24 protein-coding genes and 1 pseudogene are annotated in these 23,821 nt (G+C 75.7%); 14 read left to right on the plus strand and 11 right to left on the minus strand.

The annotated features are described in order from the left end of the window. Nucleotides 1-59: 59 nt before the first annotated feature. From ACZ58X_RS39060 to ACZ58X_RS39075, 4 genes and pseudogenes are all read left to right on the plus strand, one after another. Nucleotides 60-764, plus strand: a pseudogene (locus tag ACZ58X_RS39060) (glycosyltransferase family 2 protein); the annotation flags it as partial. A gap of 108 nt (nt 765-872) precedes the next feature. Then, complete coding sequence (locus tag ACZ58X_RS39065) at nt 873-1,400, plus strand: TIGR04282 family arsenosugar biosynthesis glycosyltransferase (RefSeq protein WP_470338338.1); 528 nt, start codon at nt 873-875, stop codon at nt 1,398-1,400. Further along, nucleotides 1,397-2,050 carry a methyltransferase domain-containing protein gene (locus ACZ58X_RS39070; RefSeq protein ID WP_470338322.1) on the plus strand — a complete coding sequence of 218 codons (654 nt, stop codon included), beginning with the start codon at nt 1,397-1,399 and terminating at the stop codon, nt 2,048-2,050. The genes ACZ58X_RS39065 and ACZ58X_RS39070 overlap by 4 nt, the downstream gene beginning before the upstream one ends. Nucleotides 2,051-2,158: 108 nt before the next feature. Further along, nucleotides 2,159-3,343, plus strand: coding sequence for a thioesterase domain-containing protein (locus ACZ58X_RS39075; RefSeq protein WP_470338323.1), 1,185 nt, complete (start codon nt 2,159-2,161; stop codon nt 3,341-3,343). A 22-nt stretch (nt 3,344-3,365) separates the two neighbouring features. On the opposite strand, the gene ACZ58X_RS39080 is transcribed toward ACZ58X_RS39075, so the two are convergent. The 6 genes from ACZ58X_RS39080 to ACZ58X_RS39105 form a co-directional block, all read right to left on the minus strand. Beyond that, on the minus strand, nt 3,366-4,010 hold the full coding sequence (locus ACZ58X_RS39080; protein WP_470338324.1) for a cytochrome b/b6 domain-containing protein: 645 nt from the start codon (nt 4,008-4,010) through the stop codon (nt 3,366-3,368). Then, the gene (locus ACZ58X_RS39085; RefSeq protein WP_380522985.1) at nt 3,994-4,707 is read right to left on the minus strand and encodes a molybdopterin-dependent oxidoreductase; all 714 of its coding nucleotides are present in this window, start codon (nt 4,705-4,707) and stop codon (nt 3,994-3,996) included. Before ACZ58X_RS39085 ends, ACZ58X_RS39080 begins: the two co-directional genes overlap by 17 nt. A 53-nt stretch (nt 4,708-4,760) precedes the next feature. Next, nucleotides 4,761-6,155, minus strand: coding sequence for a glycosyltransferase 87 family protein (locus tag ACZ58X_RS39090; protein WP_470338325.1), 1,395 nt, complete (start codon nt 6,153-6,155; stop codon nt 4,761-4,763). Further along, entirely contained in the window at nt 6,148-6,996 is an 849-nt protein-coding gene (locus ACZ58X_RS39095; RefSeq protein ID WP_470338339.1) for an S-methyl-5'-thioadenosine phosphorylase, read from the minus strand. The genes ACZ58X_RS39090 and ACZ58X_RS39095 overlap by 8 nt, the downstream gene beginning before the upstream one ends. An 83-nt stretch (nt 6,997-7,079) precedes the next feature. After that, entirely contained in the window at nt 7,080-7,580 is a 501-nt protein-coding gene (locus ACZ58X_RS39100; RefSeq protein WP_470338326.1) for a hypothetical protein, read from the minus strand. Then, the gene (locus tag ACZ58X_RS39105) at nt 7,577-8,893 is read right to left on the minus strand and encodes a molybdopterin-dependent oxidoreductase (RefSeq protein ID WP_470338340.1); all 1,317 of its coding nucleotides are present in this window, start codon (nt 8,891-8,893) and stop codon (nt 7,577-7,579) included. The genes ACZ58X_RS39100 and ACZ58X_RS39105 overlap by 4 nt, the downstream gene beginning before the upstream one ends. A 530-nt stretch (nt 8,894-9,423) precedes the next feature. Between ACZ58X_RS39105 and ACZ58X_RS39110 the strand changes: the two genes are divergently transcribed. Continuing rightward, nucleotides 9,424-10,932, plus strand: coding sequence for an MFS transporter (locus ACZ58X_RS39110; protein WP_470338327.1), 1,509 nt, complete (start codon nt 9,424-9,426; stop codon nt 10,930-10,932). Beyond that, nucleotides 10,929-11,579 (plus strand): TetR/AcrR family transcriptional regulator, encoded by a 651-nt coding sequence (locus tag ACZ58X_RS39115; protein ID WP_470338328.1) that lies wholly within the window; start codon nt 10,929-10,931, stop codon nt 11,577-11,579. Before ACZ58X_RS39110 ends, ACZ58X_RS39115 begins: the two co-directional genes overlap by 4 nt. A 63-nt stretch (nt 11,580-11,642) precedes the next feature. On the opposite strand, the gene ACZ58X_RS39120 is transcribed toward ACZ58X_RS39115, so the two are convergent. Beyond that, on the minus strand, nt 11,643-12,722 hold the full coding sequence (locus ACZ58X_RS39120) for an alpha/beta fold hydrolase (protein WP_470338329.1): 1,080 nt from the start codon (nt 12,720-12,722) through the stop codon (nt 11,643-11,645). 143 nt (nt 12,723-12,865) lie between these two features. Between ACZ58X_RS39120 and ACZ58X_RS39125 the strand changes: the two genes are divergently transcribed. After that, the gene (locus tag ACZ58X_RS39125; protein WP_470338330.1) at nt 12,866-13,276 is read left to right on the plus strand and encodes a PPOX class F420-dependent oxidoreductase; all 411 of its coding nucleotides are present in this window, start codon (nt 12,866-12,868) and stop codon (nt 13,274-13,276) included. 44 nt (nt 13,277-13,320) lie between these two features. On the opposite strand, the gene ACZ58X_RS39130 is transcribed toward ACZ58X_RS39125, so the two are convergent. After that, complete coding sequence (locus ACZ58X_RS39130) at nt 13,321-13,548, minus strand: hypothetical protein (RefSeq protein WP_360235708.1); 228 nt, start codon at nt 13,546-13,548, stop codon at nt 13,321-13,323. 268 nt (nt 13,549-13,816) lie between these two features. Between ACZ58X_RS39130 and ACZ58X_RS39135 the strand changes: the two genes are divergently transcribed. Together ACZ58X_RS39135 and ACZ58X_RS39140 are read left to right on the plus strand one after the other, a co-directional pair. Beyond that, nucleotides 13,817-14,020, plus strand: a complete 204-nt coding sequence (locus ACZ58X_RS39135) for a cold-shock protein (protein WP_045694210.1) — start codon at nt 13,817-13,819, stop codon at nt 14,018-14,020. A 274-nt stretch (nt 14,021-14,294) separates the two neighbouring features. Next, nucleotides 14,295-15,857 (plus strand): DEAD/DEAH box helicase, encoded by a 1,563-nt coding sequence (locus ACZ58X_RS39140; RefSeq protein WP_470338331.1) that lies wholly within the window; start codon nt 14,295-14,297, stop codon nt 15,855-15,857. A gap of 68 nt (nt 15,858-15,925) precedes the next feature. On the opposite strand, the gene ACZ58X_RS39145 is transcribed toward ACZ58X_RS39140, so the two are convergent. Together ACZ58X_RS39145 and ACZ58X_RS39150 are read right to left on the minus strand one after the other, a co-directional pair. Further along, nucleotides 15,926-16,951, minus strand: a complete 1,026-nt coding sequence (locus tag ACZ58X_RS39145; protein WP_470338341.1) for a helix-turn-helix domain-containing protein — start codon at nt 16,949-16,951, stop codon at nt 15,926-15,928. 56 nt (nt 16,952-17,007) lie between these two features. Beyond that, the gene (locus ACZ58X_RS39150) at nt 17,008-17,937 is read right to left on the minus strand and encodes a hypothetical protein (RefSeq protein ID WP_470338332.1); all 930 of its coding nucleotides are present in this window, start codon (nt 17,935-17,937) and stop codon (nt 17,008-17,010) included. Nucleotides 17,938-18,176: 239 nt separating this feature from the next. Between ACZ58X_RS39150 and ACZ58X_RS39155 the strand changes: the two genes are divergently transcribed. From ACZ58X_RS39155 to ACZ58X_RS39170, 4 genes are all read left to right on the plus strand, one after another. Continuing rightward, nucleotides 18,177-18,608, plus strand: coding sequence for a GNAT family N-acetyltransferase (locus ACZ58X_RS39155; RefSeq protein ID WP_402476399.1), 432 nt, complete (start codon nt 18,177-18,179; stop codon nt 18,606-18,608). A gap of 59 nt (nt 18,609-18,667) precedes the next feature. Continuing rightward, complete coding sequence (locus tag ACZ58X_RS39160) at nt 18,668-19,366, plus strand: phosphatase PAP2 family protein (protein ID WP_470338333.1); 699 nt, start codon at nt 18,668-18,670, stop codon at nt 19,364-19,366. Nucleotides 19,367-19,469: 103 nt separating this feature from the next. Next, entirely contained in the window at nt 19,470-20,120 is a 651-nt protein-coding gene (locus ACZ58X_RS39165; protein ID WP_470338334.1) for a SigE family RNA polymerase sigma factor, read from the plus strand. Further along, entirely contained in the window at nt 20,110-21,366 is a 1,257-nt protein-coding gene (locus ACZ58X_RS39170; protein WP_470338335.1) for a hypothetical protein, read from the plus strand. Before ACZ58X_RS39165 ends, ACZ58X_RS39170 begins: the two co-directional genes overlap by 11 nt. A 116-nt stretch (nt 21,367-21,482) precedes the next feature. Here ACZ58X_RS39170 and ACZ58X_RS39175 read toward each other — a convergent pair whose 3' ends face one another. Next, nucleotides 21,483-22,397: a DUF4232 domain-containing protein gene (locus ACZ58X_RS39175; RefSeq protein WP_470338336.1), complete on the minus strand. Its 915-nt coding sequence runs from the start codon at nt 22,395-22,397 to the stop codon at nt 21,483-21,485. 157 nt (nt 22,398-22,554) lie between these two features. Between ACZ58X_RS39175 and ACZ58X_RS39180 the strand changes: the two genes are divergently transcribed. After that, nucleotides 22,555-23,733: a PDDEXK-like family protein gene (locus ACZ58X_RS39180; RefSeq protein WP_470338337.1), complete on the plus strand. Its 1,179-nt coding sequence runs from the start codon at nt 22,555-22,557 to the stop codon at nt 23,731-23,733. Nucleotides 23,734-23,821 lie beyond the last annotated feature (88 nt).

The following is a 23,821-nucleotide window of genomic DNA, read 5'->3' on the forward strand; positions in this document are numbered from 1 at the left end:
TACTTCCGTAAGGGCGCGGCTCGGCTCCGACGGCCTCGGGCGCGGTTAGCGTGACCGGCGTGACTCCTCCCCTCCCCCTCACTCCGGTCGTCGACGTCGTGCTGCCCTGTCTGGACGAGGCCGCCGCCCTGCCCTGGGTGCTCGGACGCATCCCGGCCGGCTGGCGGGCCGTCGTGGTGGACAACGGTTCGCGCGACGGCTCCGCCGAACTGGCCCGCTCGCTCGGAGCGACCGTGGTCGAGGAGCCCCGGCGCGGTTTCGGCGCCGCCTGCCACGCCGGGCTGCGCGCCGCCACCGCCGAACTGGTCTGCTTCATGGACTGCGACGGCTCGCTCGACCCCGCCCAACTCCCCCGGGTCACCGGACCGGTGCTGGCCGGCACCGCCGACCTCGTCCTCGGCCGCCGCCGACCGGCCACCGCCGGCGCCTGGCCGGTGCACGCCCGGCTCGCCAACGCCGTGCTGGCCCGGCGGCTGCGGGCCCGCACCGGCGCCCCGCTGCACGACCTCGGCCCGATGCGGGCTGCCCGTCGCGAGCGGCTGCTGGCCCTCGGGCTCGGCGACCGGCGCTCCGGCTACCCGCTGGAGATGGTGCTCGCCGCCTCGGCCGCCGGGCTGCGGATCGCCGAGACCCCGGTCGACTACCTGCCGCGCGCGGGCCGCTCCAAGGTGACCGGCACCCTGCGCGGCACCCGACAGGCCGTCCGCGACATGCGCGCGGTCCTGGCCGCACCGCCGCCGACCCTGCTGGTGATCGCCAAGGCGCCGGTGCCAGGCCGGGTGAAGACCCGGCTCACCCCGCCCTGCACCCCCGTGCAGGCCGCGGCACTGGCCGAGGCGGCCCTGACCGACACCCTGCACGCCCTGGCCGCGATGCCCGCCGGGCGGCGGCTGCTGGTCCTGGACGGCGAGCCGGGCGGCTGGCTGCCGCCGGGCTGGGAGGTCGTCCCCCAGTGCGCCGGCGGCCTGGACCTCCGGCTGGCAGCCGCCTTCGCCCACGCCGCCCGGCTGGCCCCGGACGCCCCGGCGCTGCTGGTCGGCATGGACACCCCGCAGCTGGACCCGGCCGTGCTGGCCGAGCCGCTGTCCGCCGCCCGGCGGCCCGGTCTCGACGCCTGGTACGGCCCGGCGGCCGACGGCGGGTTCTGGGCCCTGGGCCTGGCCCGGCCGAGCGAGCGGCTGGCGGCCCGGCTGCTGCACGGCGTGCCGATGTCCACGCCCGGCACCGGCGCGGCCCTGCTGCACCGGCTGACGCAGGCCGGCCTGACGGTCCACCGGCTGCCCGAACTGACCGACGTGGACACCGTCGAGGACGCCCGGCTGGTCGCCGAGCAGGCCCCGCACAGCCGCTTCGCCGCGCGGCTGCGCGCCCTCGACCCCGTTCCGGAGGTGGCGGGTTGAGCCTCGCCGCGCCCTGGGTGGACGACCCCTTCGCCGAGGCCGTCCGCACCGGCTTCGGCCCGCTCTGGCTGCGCCGCGAGGACGGCCGGCGGCTGCACCTGGACATCGAGCGCTGGTGCGCCCCGGCGGCGGGCGCCGACCACAGCCTGCTGCGGCGCTGTGCCCGGCTCGCCGCGCCCGTCCTGGACCTCGGCTGCGGCCCCGGCCGCCTGGTCGCGGAGCTGCTCGCCCTCGGGGTGCCCGCGCTCGGTGTGGACGTGACCAGGGCGGCGGTGGCCCGCACGGTGGGCCTCGGCGGCGCCGCGCTCTGCCGCTCGGTGTTCGACCGGCTGCCCGCCGAGGGCCGCTGGGGCGCCGCCCTGCTCGCCGACGGCAACCTGGGCATCGGCGGCGACCCGGACGCACTGCTCCGCCGGAGTGCCGAACTCCTCGCCCCGGACGGGCTGTTGCTGGTGGAGGTGGAGCCGGAGGAGGTGGACGAGCGGGCCGTCGTCCGGGTGGAGGGGCCGGACGGCCGGCTCGGCCCGGCCTTCCCCTGGGCCCGGCTCGGCACGGCCGCCACCCTGCGCCGCTCCCGGGCCGCGGGCCTGGCGGAGGCGGAGCGCTGGACCTCGCACGGCCGCCGCTTCCTCGCCCTGCGCAAGGGCTGAGAGCGCCCGGGGGCCGGGCCCACCGACCGGCGGACCCGTCCGGAGCATGCGTCACACTGGTGCGCACCGTCCGGCGTACCGGGCGGCCGGGCACAGGAGGGGGCAGCGGTGGGCGGCGACATCGTCGGGGAGTTGGCGGCGGCACTCGGGTGCGGTGACCCGGCGGTGGTACGGGTCGACCGCGACCACCACCGGCTCGCCGTCCCGGTCGGACCGCCCGGGGACCGGTTCACCGTCGACGTCCTCGGCAACCCGCGCACCGCGGACCGGGTGGTCCACCTGCTGCCGGGCGGCGGCCTCAACGTCGCCGCCGACTACTGCACCGCACAGGGCCGCAGCCTGGCCCGCTTCCTCGCCGACCACGGCTGCCTGGTGCTCGGCACCACCCCGCGCGAGGACGCGCTGACCCCCGACCGGATCGGCCCCCGGTGCGCCGACTGGAGCCTGGACGGGCAGCGGGCGGACCTCGAACGGGTCGTCGCCGCCGCCGGCTCCGTCACCGGCCTGCCGTACGAACTGCTCGGCCATTCGGCCGGGGCCGCGCTCGCCCTGGCCACCGCCGCCCGGACCGGCGGCGAGGGCCCGCAGCGGGTGCTGGTGCTCGACACCACCGGCCCGTACGACCCGCAGCGGGAGCCTGAACTGCAGGCCCACGCCGAGGAGTTGCACGACCTGCTGGACGAGCGGCTGGCGGCCGGCGACTGGACCGTCGACCCCGGGCTCAAGGGCCTGTTCGCCCGCGCGGCCGCCGCCCCGGACGCCCCGAGCGGACTGCCCCGGCCGGTGGACGGCGCGGCTCCGTTCAGCAACCTCGGGCTGCTGCACTACGCGCTCATCCGCACCCGGGACCTGCCCGGCCCGGCCAACTGGATCCACCACCGCGGCCACAGCACCGGCAGCTACACCTTCGGCGCGGCCCCCACCGAGGACCGCTTCGCCCTGGCCCACTCCCCGCTCCCGGTCTGGCAGCAGGCGGTCGCCCGGCTCGGCAGCGGCCTCCAGCCGACCGCGCTACTGCGCGACCTGGCGGCGCTCTGGGCCGGCCGGGCCGGCCCCGACCTGCTCGACTGGGAGGCCATCCGGGCCGAAGTGGTCTGGCTGAACGCCGAGTTCGGCCGCGGGGACCACGACCTCGGCGCCCGGCTGATCGACCGGGGCGGTGCCAAGGTCGACTACCTGGTGGTGCCGGACTACGGCCACGGCGACATGGTCTGGTCGGCCACGGCCGAACGCGACGTGTGGGGACTGCTGCTGCCCCTCCCGCGACCGGGGCGGCGTGCGGCGCGGCGGTGAGGCGGTGAGGCGGCGCGGCGGGCTACTCCCGCCGTTCCCCGGTGGCGGTCGTCCGCACCGGCTCCGGCGGGGCGGGGCGCCACTGCGGGTGCTCACGCTCGGCCCAGGCGCGCTCGACCAGGCCGGTGCGCATCCCGAGGCGTGACTCGCCGTCCCGCCAGGCCATCCGGACGTGCCCGGCGATCACCACGGCGATGGCGGCGGCCAGCCAGTCGTGCACGAAGGTCGCACCCGTGCGCCAGGCCGGCGGGGCGAGGTGGGTGAGCCACATCAGCAGGCCGGTGCCGACGATCACCAGCATCGAGCCGAGCGTCCACTGGGCGTACAGCTTCTGCCCGGCGTTGAACTTGCCCGCCGGTCGGTGCCCGGCCCGGGCCCGGAGGGCGCGCAGCCACTGCCGGTCCGCCGGGGTGAAGCGGCTCAGCCGGGAGAAGTCGGCGCGCAGCGCCCGGGAGGCGAGCCCGAGCAGCAGCGGCACCGGCAGGGCCAGGCCGCACCAGACGTGCACGGTGACCACCAGCGGCCGGTTGCCGACCAGCACGGCCAGCGGCCCCAGGTAGAGGCAGGCGGCCGTGGCGAGGCAGACGCCCATCAGCGCGGCGGTGGTGCGGTGCACCCAGCGCTCGGCCCGGGTGAAGCGCAGGACCAGTTCAGCTCGTCGGTGCATCGTCCCGCCCGTTCGACCGGCCGACCCAGGCGTCGACGTCGTATCCGTTGCCCTCCCAGTACCCCGGCTGGACGGAGTCCGTGACGGTGATCCCGGAGAGCCATTTCGCGGACTTGTAGAAGTACATCGGCGCGACGTACAGCCGCACCGGCCCGCCGTGGTCGTGGCTGATCGGCTTGTCCTCCAGGCGCAGCGCGACCAGCACGTCGTCGCGCCGGGCCTGTTCGAGGGTGAGGCTCTCGCTGTACGCGCCGTCGAAGCAGTCGAAGCGCACCGCCTTCGCGCCCGGCCGGACCCCGGCGGCGTCCAGCAGGTGGGCCAGCGGCACCCCCTCGAACGGGGTGTCCGGCACCCGCCAGCCGGTGACGCACTGAACGTCCTTGACCAGCCGCCGTTGCGGCATGGCCTGGAGGTCGGCGAGCCGGTGGGTGGCGGGGCGCTCGACCAGGCCGCCCACGGTGAGGGTGTAGTCGGCGGCGGTCCGCTCGGGGACGGAGGTCACCACCGAGTAGTAGCGGAAGCCGTTGTTGCCGGGCAGCAGCCCGGACAGGCCGCTCGGGTCGCGCTCCGCCAGCCCGGATTCCACCCGCTGGAGGAACGGCCCGGCGGCCACGCCGAGCGCCCCGAGGCCGAGCAGCCCGAGCACCACCCGGCGCCCGACCGGGGTGCCCCGGCCCTCTTCGTCTGTACTGTCCACGCGACGATTCGACCAGGTCGGGCCGGTCCGGGGCCAGTGGCGGGGGCGTCCCGTCAGACTTTCGTCATCTCCGGCCCGCCCTCGCGCACCGGCCGCGACCCCAGGACCCGCCCCACAACCCGCGCCGGAACCCCGGCCAGTGCGCGCAGCGCCGGGACGGCCAGCACACAGGCCAGCGCGGCGCCGTACGCGGTGCGTTGGGCGTCCTCGCCGCCCACCAGGTAGAGCACCTGCCCGGCGGCCGGGACGGCCAGCCACTCCCACCGCCCGTCCAGCCCGACCAGGGCCACCACCAGCAGCCCGTACCAGGGGTAGCTGGGCGCGACCAGCAGCAGGGCCGTCCCGGTGACCAGCAGCGCGCCGCGCCAGGGGCGGTCCGGGTCGCCCCGGCGCAGCACCCACAGCACCACCGCGGCCAGCACCAGGGCGGCCGCCCACGGCGCCCAGCGGTCCGGCAGCACGGCCCGCACCAGGCCGAAGCGCTCCAGGTGGCCCTGCTCGTAGCCCTCCTCCCGCAGGTAGCCGGGCAGGTAGCCGAGGACGCCGACGCCGGAGGCCGCGACGTACGGGAGGTAGACCACGGCGAAGGTGCCGAGGGCCGCCGCGAGCAGCACCAGGTCGCGCTTGGCGGGCCGCCGGGCGAGCAGGCCCGAGAACGCCCCGGGCAGGGCGAGCACGGGCAGCAGTTTGGTCGCGACCGCCGCTCCGAGCAGGGCGCCGGCGGGCCCGGCCCGGCGGCGGGCGGCGCAGCCGAGCCCGGCCACCATGAGCAGCGCGCCGAGGGTGTCGACGTGGGCGTCGTTGACGGCCCACACCGTCACGCCCGGGCACCAGCCCCAGAGCGCGGCCCGCCGACCACGCCGCAGCAGCAGGGCGGTGGTGGCGACCGCCAGCAGGGCGCCGCCGACCTGCACGCCGCGCACCCCGCCGCCGAAGGGGTGCTCGGCGAGGAACCAGGCCTCGGCGACCGGCGGGTAGATGGTGTGCACGGCGGGTCGGTTGATCCGGGTGCAGTCCCCGGCCGCGGTGCGGTGCTCGTCCCAGGCCGTGCAGTCGCCCCCGGCGGGGAACAGGCCGGGGTCGCGCAGCCGGAGCAGCGCCGGGTCGTCCGGGGCGTGGGCGTACGGGGAGATTCCGGCGGCCTGGACCCGGCCGTCCCACACGTAGCGGTAGGCGTCGTCGCTGGTGCGCGGCGGCGCGAGCAGCCCGACGGCGGCGACCAGCACGCTCCCGACCAGCACGAGGGGTGCCACCCGGCGCTCCTCCACCCGCCGCAGCAGGAGCAGGGCGAGGGCGAAGAGCGCGGCGTCCAGGGCGTACCAGTCGTGCAGCGGCGCCCGGTCGGCGAGCGTGCCGCCGCCGGTCACGGTCCCCGCGAGGGCGGCGACCAGGGCGGCGAGGGCAGCCGCGCAGGGCAGGGTCCGGGTGAGCGCCGGGCGGTCAGTCACCGGGGACACCGGGCAGACCGGTGGTCAGGCCGTCCAGGGCGTGCGGGCAGGGGCAGTCCCGCTCGACGGGCAGGGCCTCCAGGGCCTTGAACAGGACGGTGCGCAGCCGGTCGACGTTCCCGGCGAAGACCTCCAGCACCTCGGCGTGGGTGACGCCCTCACCGGCCCCCACCCCGGCGTCGTGGTCGGTGACCAGAGCCAACGAGCTGTAGCAGAGCCCGAGTTCACGCGCCAGTACGGCCTCGGGGTGCCCGGTCATCCCGACCACCGACCAGCCGTTGGCCGCGAACCAGCGCGACTCCGCCCGGGTGGAGAAGCGCGGACCCTCGATCACCACCAGCGTGCCGCCGTCCACCGGCTCCCACGCCGCCGAACGCGCCGCCCCCAGCACCGCCGCCCGCCCCGCCGGACAGTACGGATCCGCCATCGACACGTGCACCACCCCCGGCACCGACCCGTCCGGCAGCGGCCGGCCGTCGTAGAAGGTCTGCACCCGCCCCGAGGTCCGGTCCACGAACTGGTCCGGCACCACCAGCACCCCCGGCCCGAACTCCGCCCGCAACCCGCCCACCGCACACGGCCCCAGCACCTGCCGCACCCCCAGCGAGCGCAGCGCCCACAGGTTCGCCCGGTAGTTGATCCGATGGGGCGGCACCCCGTGCCCCCGCCCGTGCCGGGGCAGGAACGCCACCCGGCGCCCCGCCACCTCCCCCACGAACAGCGCATCGCTCGGCGGACCGTACGGCGTCTCCACCCGTACCTCCGCCACCTCCTCCAGCAGCGCGTACAACCCCGAACCGCCGATCACGCCCAGCTCGGCCCGGGGGCCCTCCTGATGCACCGTCACCTTCGTCAACCTCTCCTCGGGAGTCCGCCCCCGACCAATGTAGGAGCGGACCGGGACGGACCGGGCGAAGCTCCTCCTTACGGTTCCCGAACGTCGCGGGCGCCCCGGCGCCGGGCGCGGCGCAGCGTGACCGCGAGGGCGAGGGCGGAGGCCCCGAACAGGGCGGCGGTGACGGCGAGCCAGCGGCCGAGGTAGACCCCCTCCGAGAGCCCGGTGGCGCCCGGGTAGGGCGCGGAGAGGTCGAGGATCAGCGGGAACCAGACGAGCAGCAGCAGGCCGGAGAGGAACGCCGGGACCCGCAGGAAGTTGATCCAGCCCACCGCCGGCGCCGGCGCGGCGCGGTGGCGCAGCACTGACCGGGCCGAGAGGTCGGCCAGCGAGTACAGCGGGAGCAGGATCAGGTCGTGGGCGACGGCGGCGCCGACGAACCAGACCGCCACCGCGAGCGGCCGGACCGTCACCAGCCGCTCGACCGCGTAGCCGGTCAGGGCGAGGGAGGCGAGGAGCACCAGCAGGTGCAGCGGTCCGGCGCCGTACCAGCGGGTGAAGGCCTCCCGTCGGTTCCTCGGCCCGGTCATGCCGGCCCCGTCCGGAAGGTCAGGCGGCCGACCCATTTGGTGTTGTTCACACCGGGGTTGGCCGGGACGATGATCCGCGCGGGGTAGCCGTGGTCGAGCGAGAGCTCGGCGCCGTTGACGCGCAGGGCGAGCAGCGAGCGGGGGTCGCGGATCTGGTTGCCCCGGAGCACCACGGAGGTGTACGGGCCGGGCGGCTGGACCGAGTCCACCAGGACGTTGGCGGCGTCGGGCAGTCCGGCCAGGGCGGCGAGGTCGGCGAGCGGCAGTCCGCTCCAGTGCTGGTCCTCGGTGGACCAGCCCTCCACGCAGGCGATCGGCAGCCGGGCCGAGCGCTGCGGCAGGGCGAGCAGTTGCTCCCGGGTGAACACCCGGACAGGCCCGGAGCCGTGGAGTTCCAGCCGCCAGTCCGGCCCGACCAGCGCGGCCGTGACGCCGACGGCGGCCGCGGTCTTGTTGACCTGGAAGCCGTTCGGCCCGGAGTCCCGGTCCCGGTTGTGCGGCGCCAGCAGGGCGGTGCCGCGCAGCCGGCCGCCGATGCTCTGCCCCGCGGTGACCACCAGCAGCGCCAGGGATCCGGCCCCGACCAGCGCGAGCGCGCCGCGGCGGGCGATCGTCGGCGGGGCGGGCTCGGGCGCCACCAGCCCGTCGGCGTCCGGGGGTTCGGGCCGGGTGCCGGTGCGGCCGGTGCGCAGCTCCACCAGCAGCGAGCGGGACCGCAGGGCGCGGACCAGCCGGCCCAGCCGGAGCGCGACGTGGACGGTGAACGCGGCGATGAACACCCACGCGCCGTAGAAGTGCAGGGTGTAGAAGGAGCCCGGGAGGACGTAGTGGAGCTGGATGTTGAGGATGCCGGTGGCGAACTCGAAGACGGCGCCGCCGACCAGCATCAGCAGCGACAGCCGCTCCAGCGCGTGGGCCGCGCTGCGCACCGGCGGCCACTCGAACAGCTTGGGGATCACCGACCACAGCTTGGCCAGCAGGACCGGCACCAGGACGACGCCGAGGGTCACGTGCACGCCCTGGGTGAGCCGGTACAGCCAGGACGGGCTGGTGGGCCAGTCGAACAGGTAGAAGCCGAGCACGCCCTTGTCCGGCGTCTGGTCGTTGAGCGGGTCGAGGTCGGGGTTGTAGGCGGCGTACGAGAGGGCGCCGGTCACGAAGAGCACCGGGATGCCGACCAGCAGCACCAGCCCGAACACCGAGGTCAGCCAGGGCCCGCGGATCGGGCTGCGCCAGAACCGGGGCCGGAACGGTCCGGGCGGCGCGGGCAGCCGGCCGAGCCGCTCGGCGAGGGCCGCCGCCGAGCCGGACAGCCGGGCGGCGACCGCGGCGCGGCCGCGTCCGAGGGCCGCGCCGAGGGCGCCCAGCGCATCGGCGAGCCGTCGGGGCCGCTTTCCCGGCGGTTCGTCACCGTCGCGCGCCGTGTCCACCGATCACCTCCAGTCGCCCGGGGATCCGCGGGGCGCCGCTCGTCGACCGCCTGCCACCGGGAAGGGAACGGGCGTGCGCCGACGCTCCGTTCGGCCGTCGACGGCCGGTCGGCCGCAGCCCGCCGGACAGCCAACCACCCGTACGGACCGCTCCCGGTGAAGCCGCCCGGAACCGGCCGGGCTATCACCCGGACGGCCCCGGCCCGGCGCCCGCCCGGGCCCGGGTCGGCGTCCGCCACGGGGTCCGGCCCGGACCCCGCTCCCGTCGCCCTCCCGAAGCATGTCATCATGTGAAGACATCAGCTGATGACATCGGCTGGTGACATCCCTCGGCCAACGGTGCCCGGGGGCCCGGGGGCGGCGTCCCGCTCCCGGTTCGGACTCTCGATCTGTGACAAAGGGAGGGCGCGTCCATGGAGACCCCGACGGGCCTGTCGACGCGACGTGAGCGGGCCCTGGTGCCCGTCCTGGTGTTCCTCAGCGCCGTGGTGGCGGTGATCAGCAGCCTCGGCGCCCCGATGATCCCGACCATCGCCGCCGTCGACCACGTCTCGCTCGCCGAGGCCCAGTGGTCACTGACCATCACCATGCTGGTCGGCGCGATCGCCACCCCGGTGCTCGGCCGCCTCGGCGACGGGCCGGACCGCCGTACGGTCACCCTGGCGGCGGCCGCCGTGGTCGTGCTCGGCAGCGTGCTGGCCGCACTGCCGCTCGGCTTCTGGTGGCTGATCGCCGGCCGCGCCCTCCAGGGCGTCGGCGTCGGGCTCACCCCGCTGGCCATCGCCACCGCCCGGGACGCCCTGCCCGCCGCGGCCTCCCGCTCGGCGGTCGCCCTGCTGTCCATCACCACCGTGGCGGGCGTCGGCCTGGGCTACCCGGTCACCGGGCTGATCGCCCAGTCCTTCGGCATCCACGCGGGCTTCTGGTTCGGCGCGGTGATCAGCGGCCTGGCCCTGCTGCTGGCCGTCCTGGTGCTGCCCGCGGCCAAGCACCGCGAACGGCGGCCGCTCGACGTGCCCGGCACCGTCCTGCTCAGCCTCGCCCTGGTCGGCCTGCTGCTGGTGCTCAGCGAGGGCGAGAGCTGGGGCTGGGCCTCCGGCCGGCTGTGGACGGTGGCCGCGCTGTCGGTGCTGCTGCTCGCCGCCTGGATCCGGCACGAACTGCGCACCGCCCACCCGCTGGTCGACCTGCGCAGCCTGCGCAACCCCGTGGTGCTGAGCGCCGACGTGGCCGGCCTGGTCGCGGGCGTCGGAATGTACCTGCTGATCTCCCTGGTGATCCGCTACGTCCAGACCCCGACCGGCACCGGCTACGGCCTGGGCGCCTCCGTCGTGGTGGCCGGGCTGGTGCTGCTTCCCTTCTCCGCGGTCAGCCTGCTGTCCAGCAAGATGGTGCCCGTCCTCACCCGGCGCACCTCCTCCGCCCTCGTGCTGCCGATCGGCTGCGCCGTCTCGCTCGTCTCGATGCTGGTCTTCCTCTTCGCCCGCGACCACCTGTGGGAGCACCTGGTGGTGATGGGGATCGCCGGGCTCGGGGTGGGCTGCACCTTCGCCGTGATGCCGGGTCTGATCGTCGCCGCCGTGCCCGCCCAGGAGGTCGGCAGCGCGGTCAGCTTCAACCAGCTGCTGCGCACCATCGGGTACTCCACCGGCAGCGCCCTGTGCGGCGCAGTGCTCCAGGCCCACACCGCGCCCGGGCAGTTGCTGCCCGCCGACAGCGGCTACCGGGACGCCGCGCTGATCGGCTGTGCGGTCTGGGTGGTGATCGGTCTGACTACGATCGTCCTGCCGCGGGTCAGTGCCGCGGCCGCCGCCCGGAACGGGGTGCGAGTGGACGAGGAGCTGATGGTGGAAGAGAGCATCGCCGACGCCGTGGCCGGCGAGGGCGAGGTACCCGTGCTGCGGGCGGGGGCCGAACGGTGACCGCGTCGTCCGGCGGCCCCGACCGGGCCGGGGGCACTGACCGGGCCGGGGGCACTGTCCGGGCCGGGGGCACCGAAGGCCGTAGGGAGCCCGCGCCCCCGCGCCGCCGGGACGCCGCCCGCAGCCGCGAACTGCTGATCCAGGCGGCCCTGGAGCTCTTCGCCGAACGCGGCTACGACCGCACCACCACCCGGGAGATCGGCGAACGGGCCGGTGTCGACCCGGCGTTGATCGCCCGGTACTTCGGCGGCAAGACCCAGCTCTACCTGGCCACCGTCCGGCTCGAACTCGGCAACGAGACCCCGGCCGACCTGCTGGAGGAGGAGCGGCTGCGCACCCTGCTGGTGCGGCTCACCCAGCGCGGCCCCGGCCCGTCCTTCCAGGCCGCGGTGCTGCCCGGCGACAACACCGAGGTGCAGCAGGCCTCCCGCACCTACCTGTACGAGCGGATGGTGGACCCGCTGCGCGAGCGCTTCACCGCCGAGCGGGTGGACCGGCCGCAGCTGCGGGCCGAGCTCGCCGCGGCCGCCTTCGCCGGGATCGTGCTGGCCCGCTCCAGCGGGGCGTTCAGCGAACTCGCGGCGGCCGACCCCGAGGAGCTGCTGCCGCTCCTGCACGACCTGCTGGCCGCCAGCCGCCCGAGCTGACCCCGGCCCCGAGCGGGAACCCCACGCGGGGTCCCCGCTCGAGAGGACGGCATCTCCGAACGGCTAACGCTTCCAGGGGCGGGCGAACTCGTGCAGCGCGGCCTCCACCGCCGGGGCCAGCCCGTGGTCGTTCACCGGCGTGCCCGCCGGGTGGAGGAAGTGGTCCACGCCGTCCAGGGTCCGGAGGCCCGGGCCGGAGGTGTGCGCCCGGTCCAGGGCGCCGAGCAGCGGTGGCACGGTCGCGCAGGGCACATTGGTATCGGCGGTGCCGCAGGTGACGGTCACCCGGGTACCGGGGCGCACCGCCCGGGCGGCGTCCGGCGGGTAGACGGCGTCGTCGCTGCGGACGAAGCGGGCGTTGTCCGGGCCGAACAGCGCGTTCAGCAGCCCGGCCAGCGGCGGCAGCAGGGCACCGGTGTCGGTGGGCCGGCCCGCCCGGAAGTCCGCGACGGCGGCGGCCACGCCCGCCTTGTTCGCCCGCGCCACCTCCTCGGTGAGCTGCCCGGCCGCGACCGCCTGGTCGAGCTGGTCGCCGAGCTGGGCGGTCAGCAGGTCCAGCAGCCGCTCGTCCTGCGGGGCCAGCAGCGCCAGGCCGGCCGGCGCGGGCCGGACCGTACCGGCGACCAGCAGGGCCTGCAGCCCGCCCTCGCTGTGGCCCACCACCAGGAGCGCGCGCCGGTCGGCCTCCGGCTGGTCCCGCAGAGTGGTGTAGGCCGCGGCCGCCTGGCGGGTGAAGGCGGGCAGGTCGAGCCGCCCGGGGTCGCCCTGGTAGGCCCCAGCGCCGGTGCGACCGGTGAAGTACTTGTCGAAGCGCAGGGTCATCACCCCGTCCGCGCCCAGGGTGCCGGCGACGGCGGCCAGGGTGCCCGGGGTGAGCCCGGGCGGCTCGTCGCCGTTGCGGTCGGTCGGGCCGCTGCCGGGCAGCAGCAGCGCGGCGGGCAGCCGCTGCCCGGCCCGGTGGGCGGGGACGTGCAGGGTGCCGTAGGCGGTGGTGCCGTCCTGGGTGAAGGTGACCTCGCGGTCGGCGGCGGGGACGAGCACCCCCGGCTCCCCTGGTCCGGCCGCGCTCGCGGCGGGCGCGCCCAGACCCGTCGCGGTGACCGCGGCGAGCAGGGCAGCGGTCGCCAAGGTGCGCCAACGCATGCTTTCCCCCTGAAAGTTGAGATGCTGGCTTGCGCCGCTCAGGCTACGACCGGGCCGACCCCGGACCGCGGCCGGGGGTCCGGCGAACCCGGGCCCGTGGGGGTGTTGACCTCAAGGGCGCTTGAGCTCCTAGGGTCGATCGCATGATCTTCACGGCGACGGAGCGCGCGTACCTCTCCACCCAGCTGCTGGCCCGCCTGGCCACCACCGGCCCCGACGGCGGTCCGCAGGTCCGCCCGGTGGGCTTCCGGCTCAACGAGGACGGCACCATCGACATCGGCGGGCCCGCGATGGCCCGCAGCCGGAAGTACCTCAACGCCCAGGCGCGTCCCGAGGTGTCCGTGCTGGTGGACGACATGGCTCCGGCCGACCACCCGGTCACCGCCGGCTGGGGGCGCGGCGTCGAGATCAGGGGCCGGGCGGAGGTGCTGACCGTCGACGTCCCGCCGGTGGCACCCGACCGGTTCAGCAAGGACATCGTCCGGGTCCACCCCCGACGGATCATCACCTGGAACCTGGACGAACTCGGCAGCGCCGCCCGCGACGTCGGGTGACCCGGGGACCGGACGGCGCCGTCGTCGGGGGCGGGGCGCCGGGGTCAGAGCCGGAACATCGCGGTGTACGGCTGGGGGATGCGCTCCTGGCGCGATCCGAAGTCGACGAGCACCGCGATGTCTCCGTCACCCTCGACGGCGATGACCCGGCCGAGGCCGAACCCGTCGTGGGTGACCCGGTCCCCGACGGCGAAGTGCTTGCGCGGCGCCTCCGTGCGGGGCTTGAAGGGGCTGGTGGGCAGGGGGCGGCGACCTGCTGAAAAATTCGTCATTTGTCATTCAGTATGCGCCGCAGCACCACGGGTACGGGCCCATTTCGACGTCACGATTTCGACGTCGCCCCGAAAGGTGCGGACATCGCGGGCGCCGGCCTGCTACACTCGACTTAGTTGCAGTAGTGGTTCCCATGAACTTTGTGTGCGCCTGCTGATCTTGCAGGCGCATTTTTCGTTCCCCGGCTCTTCCCCGGTGGGCACTTCATGCGGTGACTCGAAGCCCGCACCGTGCGCGCTTCGGACAGTCCCTTGAAGGAGACTTTTAATGGCTAATGGCACTGTGAAGTGGTTCAACTCGGAGAAGGGCTTCGGCTTCATCGAGCAGGAGGGTGGCGGCCCGGACGTCTTCGCCCACTACTCGAACATCAACGCCAATGGCTTCCGTGAGCTGCTTGAGGGCCAGAAGGTCGAGTTCGACGTGACGCAGGGCCAGAAGGGCCCGCAGGCCGAGAACATTCGCCCGCTGTAGTTCACCCGCCACGGCACCCGCCTGGTGGTGAGGGGCCCGCACCGCGCACACGCCCGGTGCGGGCCCCTCGGCGTTCCCCGCCGTGAACGCCCACGGTTCGAGGTTCTGCGCGCCTGCCCCTCCGCGGTGAGAGCCGACTGCGGTGACGTACCCCGCACGGTCCGACCGTCCACGCTCCGCCCGTCACACTCCCGGCCCGTTCCCTGCGGTCTCCCCTGCGCCCAGCGCCACCGGAGCCTTCCTCGTGACGTGCCGCCCTGAGGAAGGTTCCCGCATGACCCGTTCCGGCCGCTCCTCCTACCGAGACGCAGACGTCCACACCACCACTGCTTCCCGCTCCGCCGGCCGGCCCTTCCGGGGCCGCCGCCCCGCCGGCCGGAACACGCCCCAAGGCCCCGGCGTCCAGGGCGAGTCGGCGCTCCCGGAGAGCACCACCCCGGCGCTGCCGGCGGTCGAGTCCTTCGCCGAGCTGGAGCTGCCGCAGCAGCTGCTGTCGACGCTGACCCTCCAGGGCGTCACCGCCCCGTTCCCGATCCAGGCCGCGACGCTGCCCAACTCGCTGGCCGGTCGCGACGTCCTCGGCCGGGGCCGCACCGGCTCCGGCAAGACCCTCGCGTACGGCCTCGCCGCGCTCGCCCGCACCGCCGGGCGCCGGGCCGAGCCGCGCTGTCCGCTGGTCCTGGTGCTGGTCCCCACCCGCGAACTCGCCCAGCAGGTCACCGAGGCCCTCACCCCGTACGCCCGCGCCGTGCGGCTGCGGACGGCGACCGTGGTCGGCGGGACGTCGCTCAGCCGCCAGGCCTGGATGCTGAACCGGGGGGCGGAGATCGTGGTGGCCACCCCCGGCCGGCTCAAGGACCTCGTCCTGCGCGGCGACTGCCGGCTGGACCAGGTCGGCGTCACGGTGCTCGACGAGGCCGACCAGATGGCGGACATGGGATTCCTGCCGCAGGTCACCGAGATCCTCGACCAGGTCGACCGGGGCGGCCAGACGATGCTGTTCTCCGCCACCCTGGACCGCGGCGTCGACGGCCTGGTGCGACGCTTCCTGAACGACCCGGTCACCCACTCGGTGGACCCGGCCGAGGGAACGGTCGGCACCATGGAGCACCACGTGCTGCACGTGCAGAACTACGACAAGGGCGCCACGATCGCCCACATCGCCTCCCGCGACGGCCGGGTGATCATGTTCACCGAGACCAAGCACGGCGCGGACCGCCTGGTGGAGGAGCTGCTGGCGACCGGAGTGAAGGCCGCGGCCCTGCACGGCGGCAAGCTCCAGGCGCAGCGCACCCGCACCCTGGAGCAGTTCCGCACCGGCCAGGTGACCGCTCTGATCGCGACCAACGTCGCCGCCCGGGGCATCCACATCGACGGCCTCGACCTCGTCGTCAACCTGGAACCGCCGACCGACCACAAGGACTACCTCCACCGGGGCGGGCGCACGGCCCGGGCCGGCGAGTCCGGCACCGTCGTCACGCTGGTGCTGCCCAAGCAACGGCGCGGGACGGTCCGGATGATGAGCACCGCCGGGATCACGCCCGTCACCACCAGGGTCACCGCCGGTGACGAGGACCTGGCCCGGATCACCGGGGCCCGGGTGCCCAGCGGCGTGCCCGTGACCGTGCCCGACCCCGTGATCGAGCGGCCGCGCCGCAGCGCGTCGGGCGGTCACGGGCGGCACGGGCGTCCCTCCTCGGGCGCCGGTGGCGGCCGGAGCGGCGGCGGTAGCGCCCGGAGCGCCGGTAGCAGCGCCCGGACCGCCACCGACCGTGACGGCCAGGGCTCCTCCGGCCACCACCACCGGGCCCCCCGACGGGCCGCTCGCTCCGAGTAGCACCGTGCGGGCGCGTCGCCCACCCGGCCGGGCCCGCGCTCGCTCACCTCACCCACCCTCACCCACCGTCACCCGCCCTCGGCCGCCCGTTCGGCCAGCGCCCGGTGGCGGTGTTCACGGGGCGGGAGCCCGTACGCGGCCCGGAAGGCGCGGCTGAAATCGTCGGCGCGGGGGAAGCCCCAGCGGGCGGCGACGGCGTGGACGGGGGTGGTGCGCTGGGCCGGGTCGGCGAGGTCGCGGCGCGCGCGGTCCAGGCGTTGGCCGCGGATCCAGGCGGCGAGGGTCTCGCCGTCCGGCGCGTGCCGGGTGAAGACCCGGTGCAGGTGGCTGACCGAGACGTGGTGGGCGGCGGCGATCGTCACGGGGGCGAGGTCGGGGTCCTGGAGGTTGCGCCGCACGAAGGCGCGCACCGCCTCCGCCAGGGCCCGCTGCCGGGTCTCCTCCGGCACCGCCGCCTCGGCCTCCAGCTCCCCGGCGACCCAGGCCGCGACCAGGTCGACCACGATCGTCCCCAGCCGGGCCGCCCCGGCCGGCCCCAGCGCCGTCGCCTGCCGGTCCAGCCCGACCAGGAACTGCGACAGCAGCGCCGCCGAGCCCTCCCGGGTGTCGAAAGCGCGGCCGAGCAGGTCGCGCAGCCGGTGCGGCGGCAGCGGCAGCAACTCGGCCGGGAAGTCGATGCCGACCCCGGAGAGCCGGGGGACGCTGCCCCCGGCGGTCGGACCGCCGAAGGTCCGCAGGTCGTACGGGTGCGAGCTGTCCACCAGGTGCAGTGAGCCCGGCCCGAGCGTCTCCGTCCGGCCGGCCCCGCGGGTCAGCGCCATGGTGCCCTGCTGGAGGAACGACAGGTGGTAGACCCCCGTGTCGGCCCGCCGCACCATGCGCTCCGTCCGCCGAAAGCGCACCGACGGGAACGACGTCCCGAGCAGGACCACCTCGCCCAGCTCGGCGCGCCGCAGCTCCGCCCGGAAGTCGTCGGCGTGGGCGCTGGTCGCCTCGCAGGCCCGGGTCCGTTCCAGCAACTCCCGCCAGCAGTCGAAGCGTTCGCCGGCGGGCAGCTCCTCGCCCCGGAACACCGTTCCGGTCGCTGCCGGCACCTCCGCCGCCTCGGGCTCCTCCCCCACCGTCGTCGCAACGCCGTCCAAGAGTCGGATCATCCCGCCGGGCGGGGCTCCGGCCCGGACGGGCCCGGGGCCGCGGCGGGCGGGGCCTTGTCCAGGGAGACCGCGGGCAGCTCCCCCGACTGCTCCGGCCTCTCCAACTGCCCCGACTGCTCCAGTTGCTCGGGCCGCCCCGCCTGCTCCGGGTCACTCCGCTCGATCCGGCCCAGCAGCCGGGCGACGGCATCGGTGCGCTCGCGCAGCACCGCGACGTGCTCCGCCCGGTCCGCCTCGGCCACGGCCTCGGCGGGCCGGACCGGAATGCCCCGTTGCCGGGCGGTCGCGATCAGGCTCTCCCCGGCCTGCCCCACGATCACCAGCGTGGCGGCGGCGAAGCAGCCCGCCTCCAGGGTGCGCGGCCGGCCCAGCAGGCCGCGGTGGACGATCTGGGCCGGCACGGTCAGCTCGTCCAGCCGCTGGTCGACCGAACCGCGTTCGAGCGCCGCGAGGACGACCGTGGCCAGCGCCTCACCCGCCTTGGTCACCGCCCACTTGCGGCCGGGCACCGGCGGGAGGAACTCGCGGATGCGGTCCACGTCCTGCTCCAGGGCGCTGGTGGTCAGCACCTCGAAGGCGTTGCGGGTGCGGATCTCGACGACCTTGTCCCACTCGACCTCCTCACCGTCGAAACCGACCCGCACCGGCCCCAGGTGCACCGCGCCGTAGCCGTCGAGCAGCCCGAGCAGCTTGTGCGCCACGGCCGGCGTCCGGGGGTGACGGCCGATCAGCGTGCCCAGCGACAACTTCCACGGCTCGGCGGCCGGCACCGGAGGCGGCGCCACCGAGCCCAGGGCCGCCAGCGCCCAGCGCCCGCCCGCCGCGGACCGTCCGCCGCGCAGCACCGCCTGCCGGCCTGCCTCCCCCAGCCCGGCCGCCGCCCCCACCAGCCGTCCCAGCCCACCGGCCCACTCGACCCTGGCCACCCGCCCGTCCCCTCCACGTCCCGACGAAACCCACAGGTCGGACATGGTACGGCGGGTCCTCCGGCCACCTCCGGGCACCTCCCCCCCCGGGGTCTCCGGGGTGCGGATCCGGGCTTTCCGCCACCCGCCGACGCTCCGTCAAGGATCATCACTGTGCGGACCGGTGGCGGCGGACCGGGAGGTCGGGGCACGCGCGCCGGGAGCGGGATCCGGCACACCCGACCTGTACGATGTAATGCATGACAAGCATGAATGACCCTTACGAGCTGCGCCCGGGCGTCCCCACCGTCGAGGTCTTCCGCCGCCTGCGCACCGACGCGGGCCTCTCCGACCGGGCCCCCGAGGACGTCGCGATCGGCCTGCCCAACACCTGGTACGGCGTGGTCCTGCACCACGAGGGCGAGCCGATCGGCATGGGACGGATCATCGGCGACGGCGGCACCGCGTTCCAGATCGTCGACATCTGCGTCCACCCGGCCCACCAGGGCCGCGGCCTCGGCAAGCGCATCATGGCCGCCCTCACCGAGGAGCTGGACCGCCGGGCACCCGCCACCGCCTACGTCTCGCTGATCGCGGACGGGCCCGCACGCCTCCTCTACGAGCGGTTCGGCTTCAAGGACACCGCGACCCACGACTCCGTCGGCATGTACCGTCCGATGGCGACGGGCTGACCGCCCCGGCCACGGGGCGCGAGCCCGCACCCCGTCTCCCGAGGAAGGGCGCCGCCACGATGAACCACCCGCCGAACGCCCGGCCCCGCCGCTGGGCGGCCGCGGCCGCCGTCGCCCTGCTGCTGTTCGCGGCCCTGGCGGCCCTGCTGGCCGCGCACAGCTGGGCACCGTACGGCTTCGAGCGGGACGCCGCCGACTGGAGCGCCGCCCACCGGCCGGCCGCCGCCCGGACGGCCGCCGCGGCGATCACCTCGCTCGGCACCGGCGCGGTGCCCTACCTCCTCGCCCTGGCCGCCGGCGCCGTCACCGTCCGGGCCCTGCCCGCCCCGCGCCCCACCCGCCGGGTCGCCCTGCTGCTGCTCGCCCCGCTGCTCTGGCTGACCGCCGGCCAACTGGTGCGCTACGGCCTGATGGCGGCCTGCGCCCGGCCCCGCCCGCCGCACGCCGACTGGGCCACCGCCGCGTCCGGCTTCTCCTTCCCCTCCGGCCACTCCTTCACCTCCGCGCTCTGCGCCGGCCTGCTCGCCCTCGCCGTGACCCGCGCCCACCCGGCCGCCGCCCGGGCCGCCGTCGCGGGCGCCCTGCTGTTCGCGGCGGCCGTCGGCCTCAGCCGGATCTACCTCGGCGTGCACTGGCCCCTGGACGTCCTCGGCGGCTGGCTGCTCGCCGCCGGCTGGCTCGCCCTCGGCACGGCCGCCCTGCCCCGGGCCGACCGACCGTCACGACCCCTGCTCACCTTCCCCCGCCGCGCCGGGTAGGCTCCCGCCGGGCCCGGTGCCCCGGCGGATCCCTGACCGGGCCCTGACGAACCCCCGGCGGACGGACTGTCACACGATGCCGGGCCCACCGCGTTACCAAGGTATGGATCAAGAATCGCGTGCGGAAGCGTCGCCCGAACCGCCCTGGCCGGAGTTCCCGGACTTCGTCGCCGCCCGCGCCCGGCACCTGCTGCGCACCGCCTTCCTGCTCACCGGCGGTGACGCCCACCTCGCCGAGGACCTGGTGCAGGAGGCCCTCGGCCGGATCTTCGTCAAGTGGCGGCGGATATCCCGGCTGGACAACCCCAGCGGCTACGCCCAGACCGTCCTGGTCAACACCTTCCTCTCCTACCGGCGCAAGCGCAGCGCCTCCGAGCGCGTCACCGACGAGTTCCCCGAGGTCGGCGTCGACGACCCGGACCCGGCGCTGCGGCTGACCCTGCTGCGCGCCCTCACCGAACTCCCCGCCCCGGACCGCGCGGTACTGGTGCTGCGCTTCTGGGAGGACCGCAGCGTCGAGGAGACCGCTGGCGTGCTGCGGCTGAGCAGTGCCGCGGTCCGCACCCGCTCCCGGCGGGCCCTCGCGCGGCTGCGCGCCGTCCTCGGCGAGGACGTCGACGCCGTCCTGGGCGGCTCGACGCCGACGGCTCCGGCGCCGACGGCGGCAGGAACCGCGGCGGCGGCGGACGGATCCAGCCCGAAGACCGGCCCCGACGGCCCCTCCCGGAAGGCGGTGCTGCGCCATGCCCAGTGACGACGACGCATTCGCGGACGCGTTGACCGACGGCTTCGCCCGCGCCCTGCGCGGCGCCGCCGAGCTGGCCCCCGAGCCGGTGCACCACGCCCTGGCCGCGCAGGCCGAGCAGCGCGGCCGCCGCCGGCGGCGCAACCGCCGGGCCGCCCTCGCGAGCGGCCTCGCGGTGCTGGTGCTGGCCGGGGCCGGCGGCTTCGCGGCCGTCCGCGGCGGCTCCTTCGGGGCGGTCGGCCCGGTCGGCCCGCCGGGCCCCGCCCTGCCGAGGATGTCCGCCCAGGAGCTGACCGCGCTGTACACCGGGCTGCTGCCGAAGGGCACGGTGACCGACTTCACCGCCAGCGCGATGGGGAAGATCGACCCGCACCAGACCGGCAGCACCCTGATGTTCGACGACGGCGCGGGGGCGAGCATCGTGATGTTCACCGTGGAACGGACGAACCTCGCGCCCGAGGCGGGCGCGGTCTGCATGGACCCGTTCCAGACGCCGCAGGACTCCTGCGACCGGAAGGTCCGGCCGGACGGCTCGGTGCTGGTGATCGACAAGCTGCGCAGCCAGCACACCGAGAACGGCCGCGAATGGCGGGTCACCTGGGCCGCCCCGGACGGCCGACGGGTCAAGTTCACCGAGTACAACGGGCAGCCCGCCACGGCGAACCGGCCGAACCCGCCGCTCGACGACGCCCAGCTGACGGCCCTGGTGACCGATCCGGCCTGGGACCGGGTCTTCGCCACCCTCCGACCGGCCGACGGCGCCCCGAAGCCGACCGCCGCCCCGACCCCCGCACCGTCCGCCACCGCACCGTCCGCCCCCGCCGGCCCGGACCTGCTCGCGAAGCTCGTCCCGCTGCTGCCCGCCGGGGCCGAGGTGAAGGGCCAGGACCCGGCGCACGCCGCACTCACCGTCAGCTTCGAGGGCCGAACCAGCCTGCTGATGGTCAGCGCGGACCCGCCGTCCCAGCGCGGCCGCGACGAGCTCGCCGGAATGGACGGCAACCCGCCCACCCCGCTGGAGGTGCGGGAGAAGCGGCCGGACGGGACGGTCGTCGTCACCAACCGCTTCGGCAACGGGAAGACCGCGACCGTCCCGGTGCTCCACTGGCTGGCCGCCGTCCACTACCCGGACGGCAGCCTGGTGCAGATCTCGGAGGGCAACGGTGAGAACGCCTACACCTACCGCCCGGGCGATCCGGCACTCGACACCGACCGGTTGAAGACGATCGTGACCGACCCGGCCTGGCACCGCTGAGCGGACGAACGGGCGCCCCGGCCCTGGGTGAGTTGACGCTCGTCCAGGGCCGGGGCGCCGTTCGGGGGGGGGCCACGGTCGGCGGAGCCCGCCCGGAACGCTCCCCGGAGTCGTGATCACCGCGCCGGCGGCCTGGTCGCCGGGGGCTGCCCGTCCTCCCGCACCCAGGCGCCGACACCCAACCGCCCGGTGGTGCCCAGGTCCAGCTCCGGCACCACCATCACGGGCGCGGCGCCCGGCAGCGCCCGGACCCGCAGGTACGGGGCGTCCACCGGGCCACCGGTGCCCGCCTCGGTGGTGTTGCGCCACGCCAGCGTGGACCGCGCCCCCTCGCCCGGCTTCAACGCGAGCGGCCGCGGCGGGTCGTCCGCCCCGGTGCCGCTCGCGATCTGCGCACCCCCGTGCAGGAGTTGCACGCCGTCGACCGGCTCGTGCTGCAGGTCGAGGAGCTGGAGCTCCGGGTACCCGTCGACGTTGACCGTGGCCGTCCCGCAGTTGCGCAGGTGCAGCCCCACCACCCGCAACCCCATCGCCGCGTCGCCGTCGTCCGCGCTCACCCGTACCCCGGACGCCGGGCACGGGCCGTCCGGGCGCGAGGCCTCGGCGCTCGGCACGCTCCGCACCTTGACGACCGTCACCGCCGAGGTCCTCCCGTCCAGCTCCACCCGCCCCTTCTCCGTCGCCCCCGGCGCGAGATCCGTGACCGTCCTCGTCTCATTGCCCAGCACACTCCCGGTCGCCCCCGAGCGGCCGAACACCACCGTCACATCGGCCGCCTCGCCGCCCGGGTTGGTCACCTCGTACTCCGCGCAGGCCGCACTCGCCGCCGTGATCCGCACCCCGTCCTTCGCCACCGGGCCCGGCGAAGCCGAGGCCGCCCCGCACGGCCCCGCGCTGCCGGAGCCGGCGGCCGAAGGCCCCCCGCCCGCCCCGGCCACCTGGCTCCCGCACCCCGCGAGCAGCACCACCGCCGCCACCGCACCGACCCCACGCCTCACCGGCACCACCCCACCCGTCCCGAACTCACCCATCCGACCATCCGATCACGAACCACCCCACCCCACCGTGACCGCCGTCACTCCCCCTGCAACAGCCCCGCAACGCTCGGGCCGCCGGTCCGGACCTCGGCGGCGGCCGACTTCGCCGGTTCGGGTGCCGTAGCGACCGCCGGTGGAGGATGATCCTCGGATGTCGGAACCCAGCCCTGCCCTCGGACGACTGGTCGCCAACGAGAACAGCTTGAGCGACGTGCTGGCCTTCCTGTTCGAGCGCGATCCCCAGCCACTGATCGACCTGCTCGGCCTCGCCCCCGGCGCGTACCGGTGTCGACGCGAGGTCAAGCAGGCCGCCGGCCGCCTGGACCTCGTGGTGTACCGGCGGCCGGACGACCGTCCCGTGGCCGTGCTGGAGATGAAGGGGGCCTCCGACGAGCACGGCGATCAGCTGAACCGCTACCGGGCCTGGGCCGAAACCCTCGATCCCGTACCGGCGCTGTTCTTCTGCACCTTCGACGACGCCGGGTCCACCGCGCCGTGGCGGTCGCTGCGCCTCGTCACGGTCTTCCAGGCGTGGCACTCGGCCGCCGATCCGCACGCCGCCTGGCTCGCGCGCGGGATCACCGACGTGCTGCACTGCTGGGACACCGAGGCCGACGGTGCGATCGGAAGCTCCTCCGGCTGGTACGTGCCGGACCTGGTGAGCCGTCGCACGGCCCTCGCTCTCGACCACGCGCTGCGCCGCGACCATCCGGGCTCGGCCGGAGCGAGCGCCATGACCACCAGCGCCGGAAACCCGATGCTGATGGCCTGGCGACGCCACCCCTCCGGCTCCGACCACGCCTGGATCGCCGTGGACATTCGCTGTCAGGGCCGTGGGGCACCGGACCGGCCCTGGCTGTTCCGGCCGAGCATCGACGTCCTCACCGGTGACCGGCCGGAGCTGGAGGCCGTGCTCGAAGCACACGACCTGGCCGCGGAGTTGCAGCCGGCGATGCTGCTGTCGGCGGTCCAGGACGACCTGCGCCGGCGGGGCCGTCCGGAGCCGGCCGCAGCGCTCCGCGCCGGCAAGCACGACGGACTGGGCGGCCCGGCCGATCCCGAGGTCCTGGCCGACTGGCGCCACCGGCTGGTCAGCGGCGCGACCACACCGCGGCGGCATCCGGTCTTCTTCCACGACCGGCAGCGGCGCCTGGCGACCCAGTTCCACCTCGACGTCGACACGATCACCCGCGCCGACCTCGCGGACCTCACCCTCGCGGTGCTGGATCACCTCGTGGAACGGGCGGGCGCTCTCCGATCCGCCCGGACCGTCTCCACCCGCCCGACAGCAGGGCCTCCCGGCTCCGGGGCGGGCGAGGATCTGCCCTAGTGTCCTGAGTCTGGAATTTCATTCATAAATATAGACTGGGGCTGTGGCGCGGACGGGTCGGCCAAAGGTCGAGTTGGTGTTGTCGGAG

The organism is Kitasatospora sp. NPDC040550 (assembly GCF_055594965.1).

Coding starts and splice junctions, on each gene's coding strand:
- ACZ58X_RS39125 (WP_470338330.1), top strand. CDS start 12,866: ATGATCTTCACGGCGACGGAGCGCGCGTACCTCTCCACCCAGCTGCTG.
- ACZ58X_RS39180 (WP_470338337.1), top strand. CDS start 22,555: ATGTCGGAACCCAGCCCTGCCCTCGGACGACTGGTCGCCAACGAGAAC.
- ACZ58X_RS39100 (WP_470338326.1), bottom strand. CDS start 7,580: ATGACCGGGCCGAGGAACCGACGGGAGGCCTTCACCCGCTGGTACGGC.
- ACZ58X_RS39110 (WP_470338327.1), top strand. CDS start 9,424: ATGGAGACCCCGACGGGCCTGTCGACGCGACGTGAGCGGGCCCTGGTG.
- ACZ58X_RS39065 (WP_470338338.1), top strand. CDS start 873: ATGCCCGCCGGGCGGCGGCTGCTGGTCCTGGACGGCGAGCCGGGCGGC.
- ACZ58X_RS39155 (WP_402476399.1), top strand. CDS start 18,177: ATGACAAGCATGAATGACCCTTACGAGCTGCGCCCGGGCGTCCCCACC.
- ACZ58X_RS39170 (WP_470338335.1), top strand. CDS start 20,110: ATGCCCAGTGACGACGACGCATTCGCGGACGCGTTGACCGACGGCTTC.
- ACZ58X_RS39135 (WP_045694210.1), top strand. CDS start 13,817: ATGGCTAATGGCACTGTGAAGTGGTTCAACTCGGAGAAGGGCTTCGGC.
- ACZ58X_RS39140 (WP_470338331.1), top strand. CDS start 14,295: ATGACCCGTTCCGGCCGCTCCTCCTACCGAGACGCAGACGTCCACACC.
- ACZ58X_RS39160 (WP_470338333.1), top strand. CDS start 18,668: ATGAACCACCCGCCGAACGCCCGGCCCCGCCGCTGGGCGGCCGCGGCC.
- ACZ58X_RS39165 (WP_470338334.1), top strand. CDS start 19,470: ATGGATCAAGAATCGCGTGCGGAAGCGTCGCCCGAACCGCCCTGGCCG.
- ACZ58X_RS39120 (WP_470338329.1), bottom strand. CDS start 12,722: ATGCGTTGGCGCACCTTGGCGACCGCTGCCCTGCTCGCCGCGGTCACC.
- ACZ58X_RS39080 (WP_470338324.1), bottom strand. CDS start 4,010: ATGCACCGACGAGCTGAACTGGTCCTGCGCTTCACCCGGGCCGAGCGC.
- ACZ58X_RS39175 (WP_470338336.1), bottom strand. CDS start 22,397: ATGGGTGAGTTCGGGACGGGTGGGGTGGTGCCGGTGAGGCGTGGGGTC.
- ACZ58X_RS39130 (WP_360235708.1), bottom strand. CDS start 13,548: ATGACGAATTTTTCAGCAGGTCGCCGCCCCCTGCCCACCAGCCCCTTC.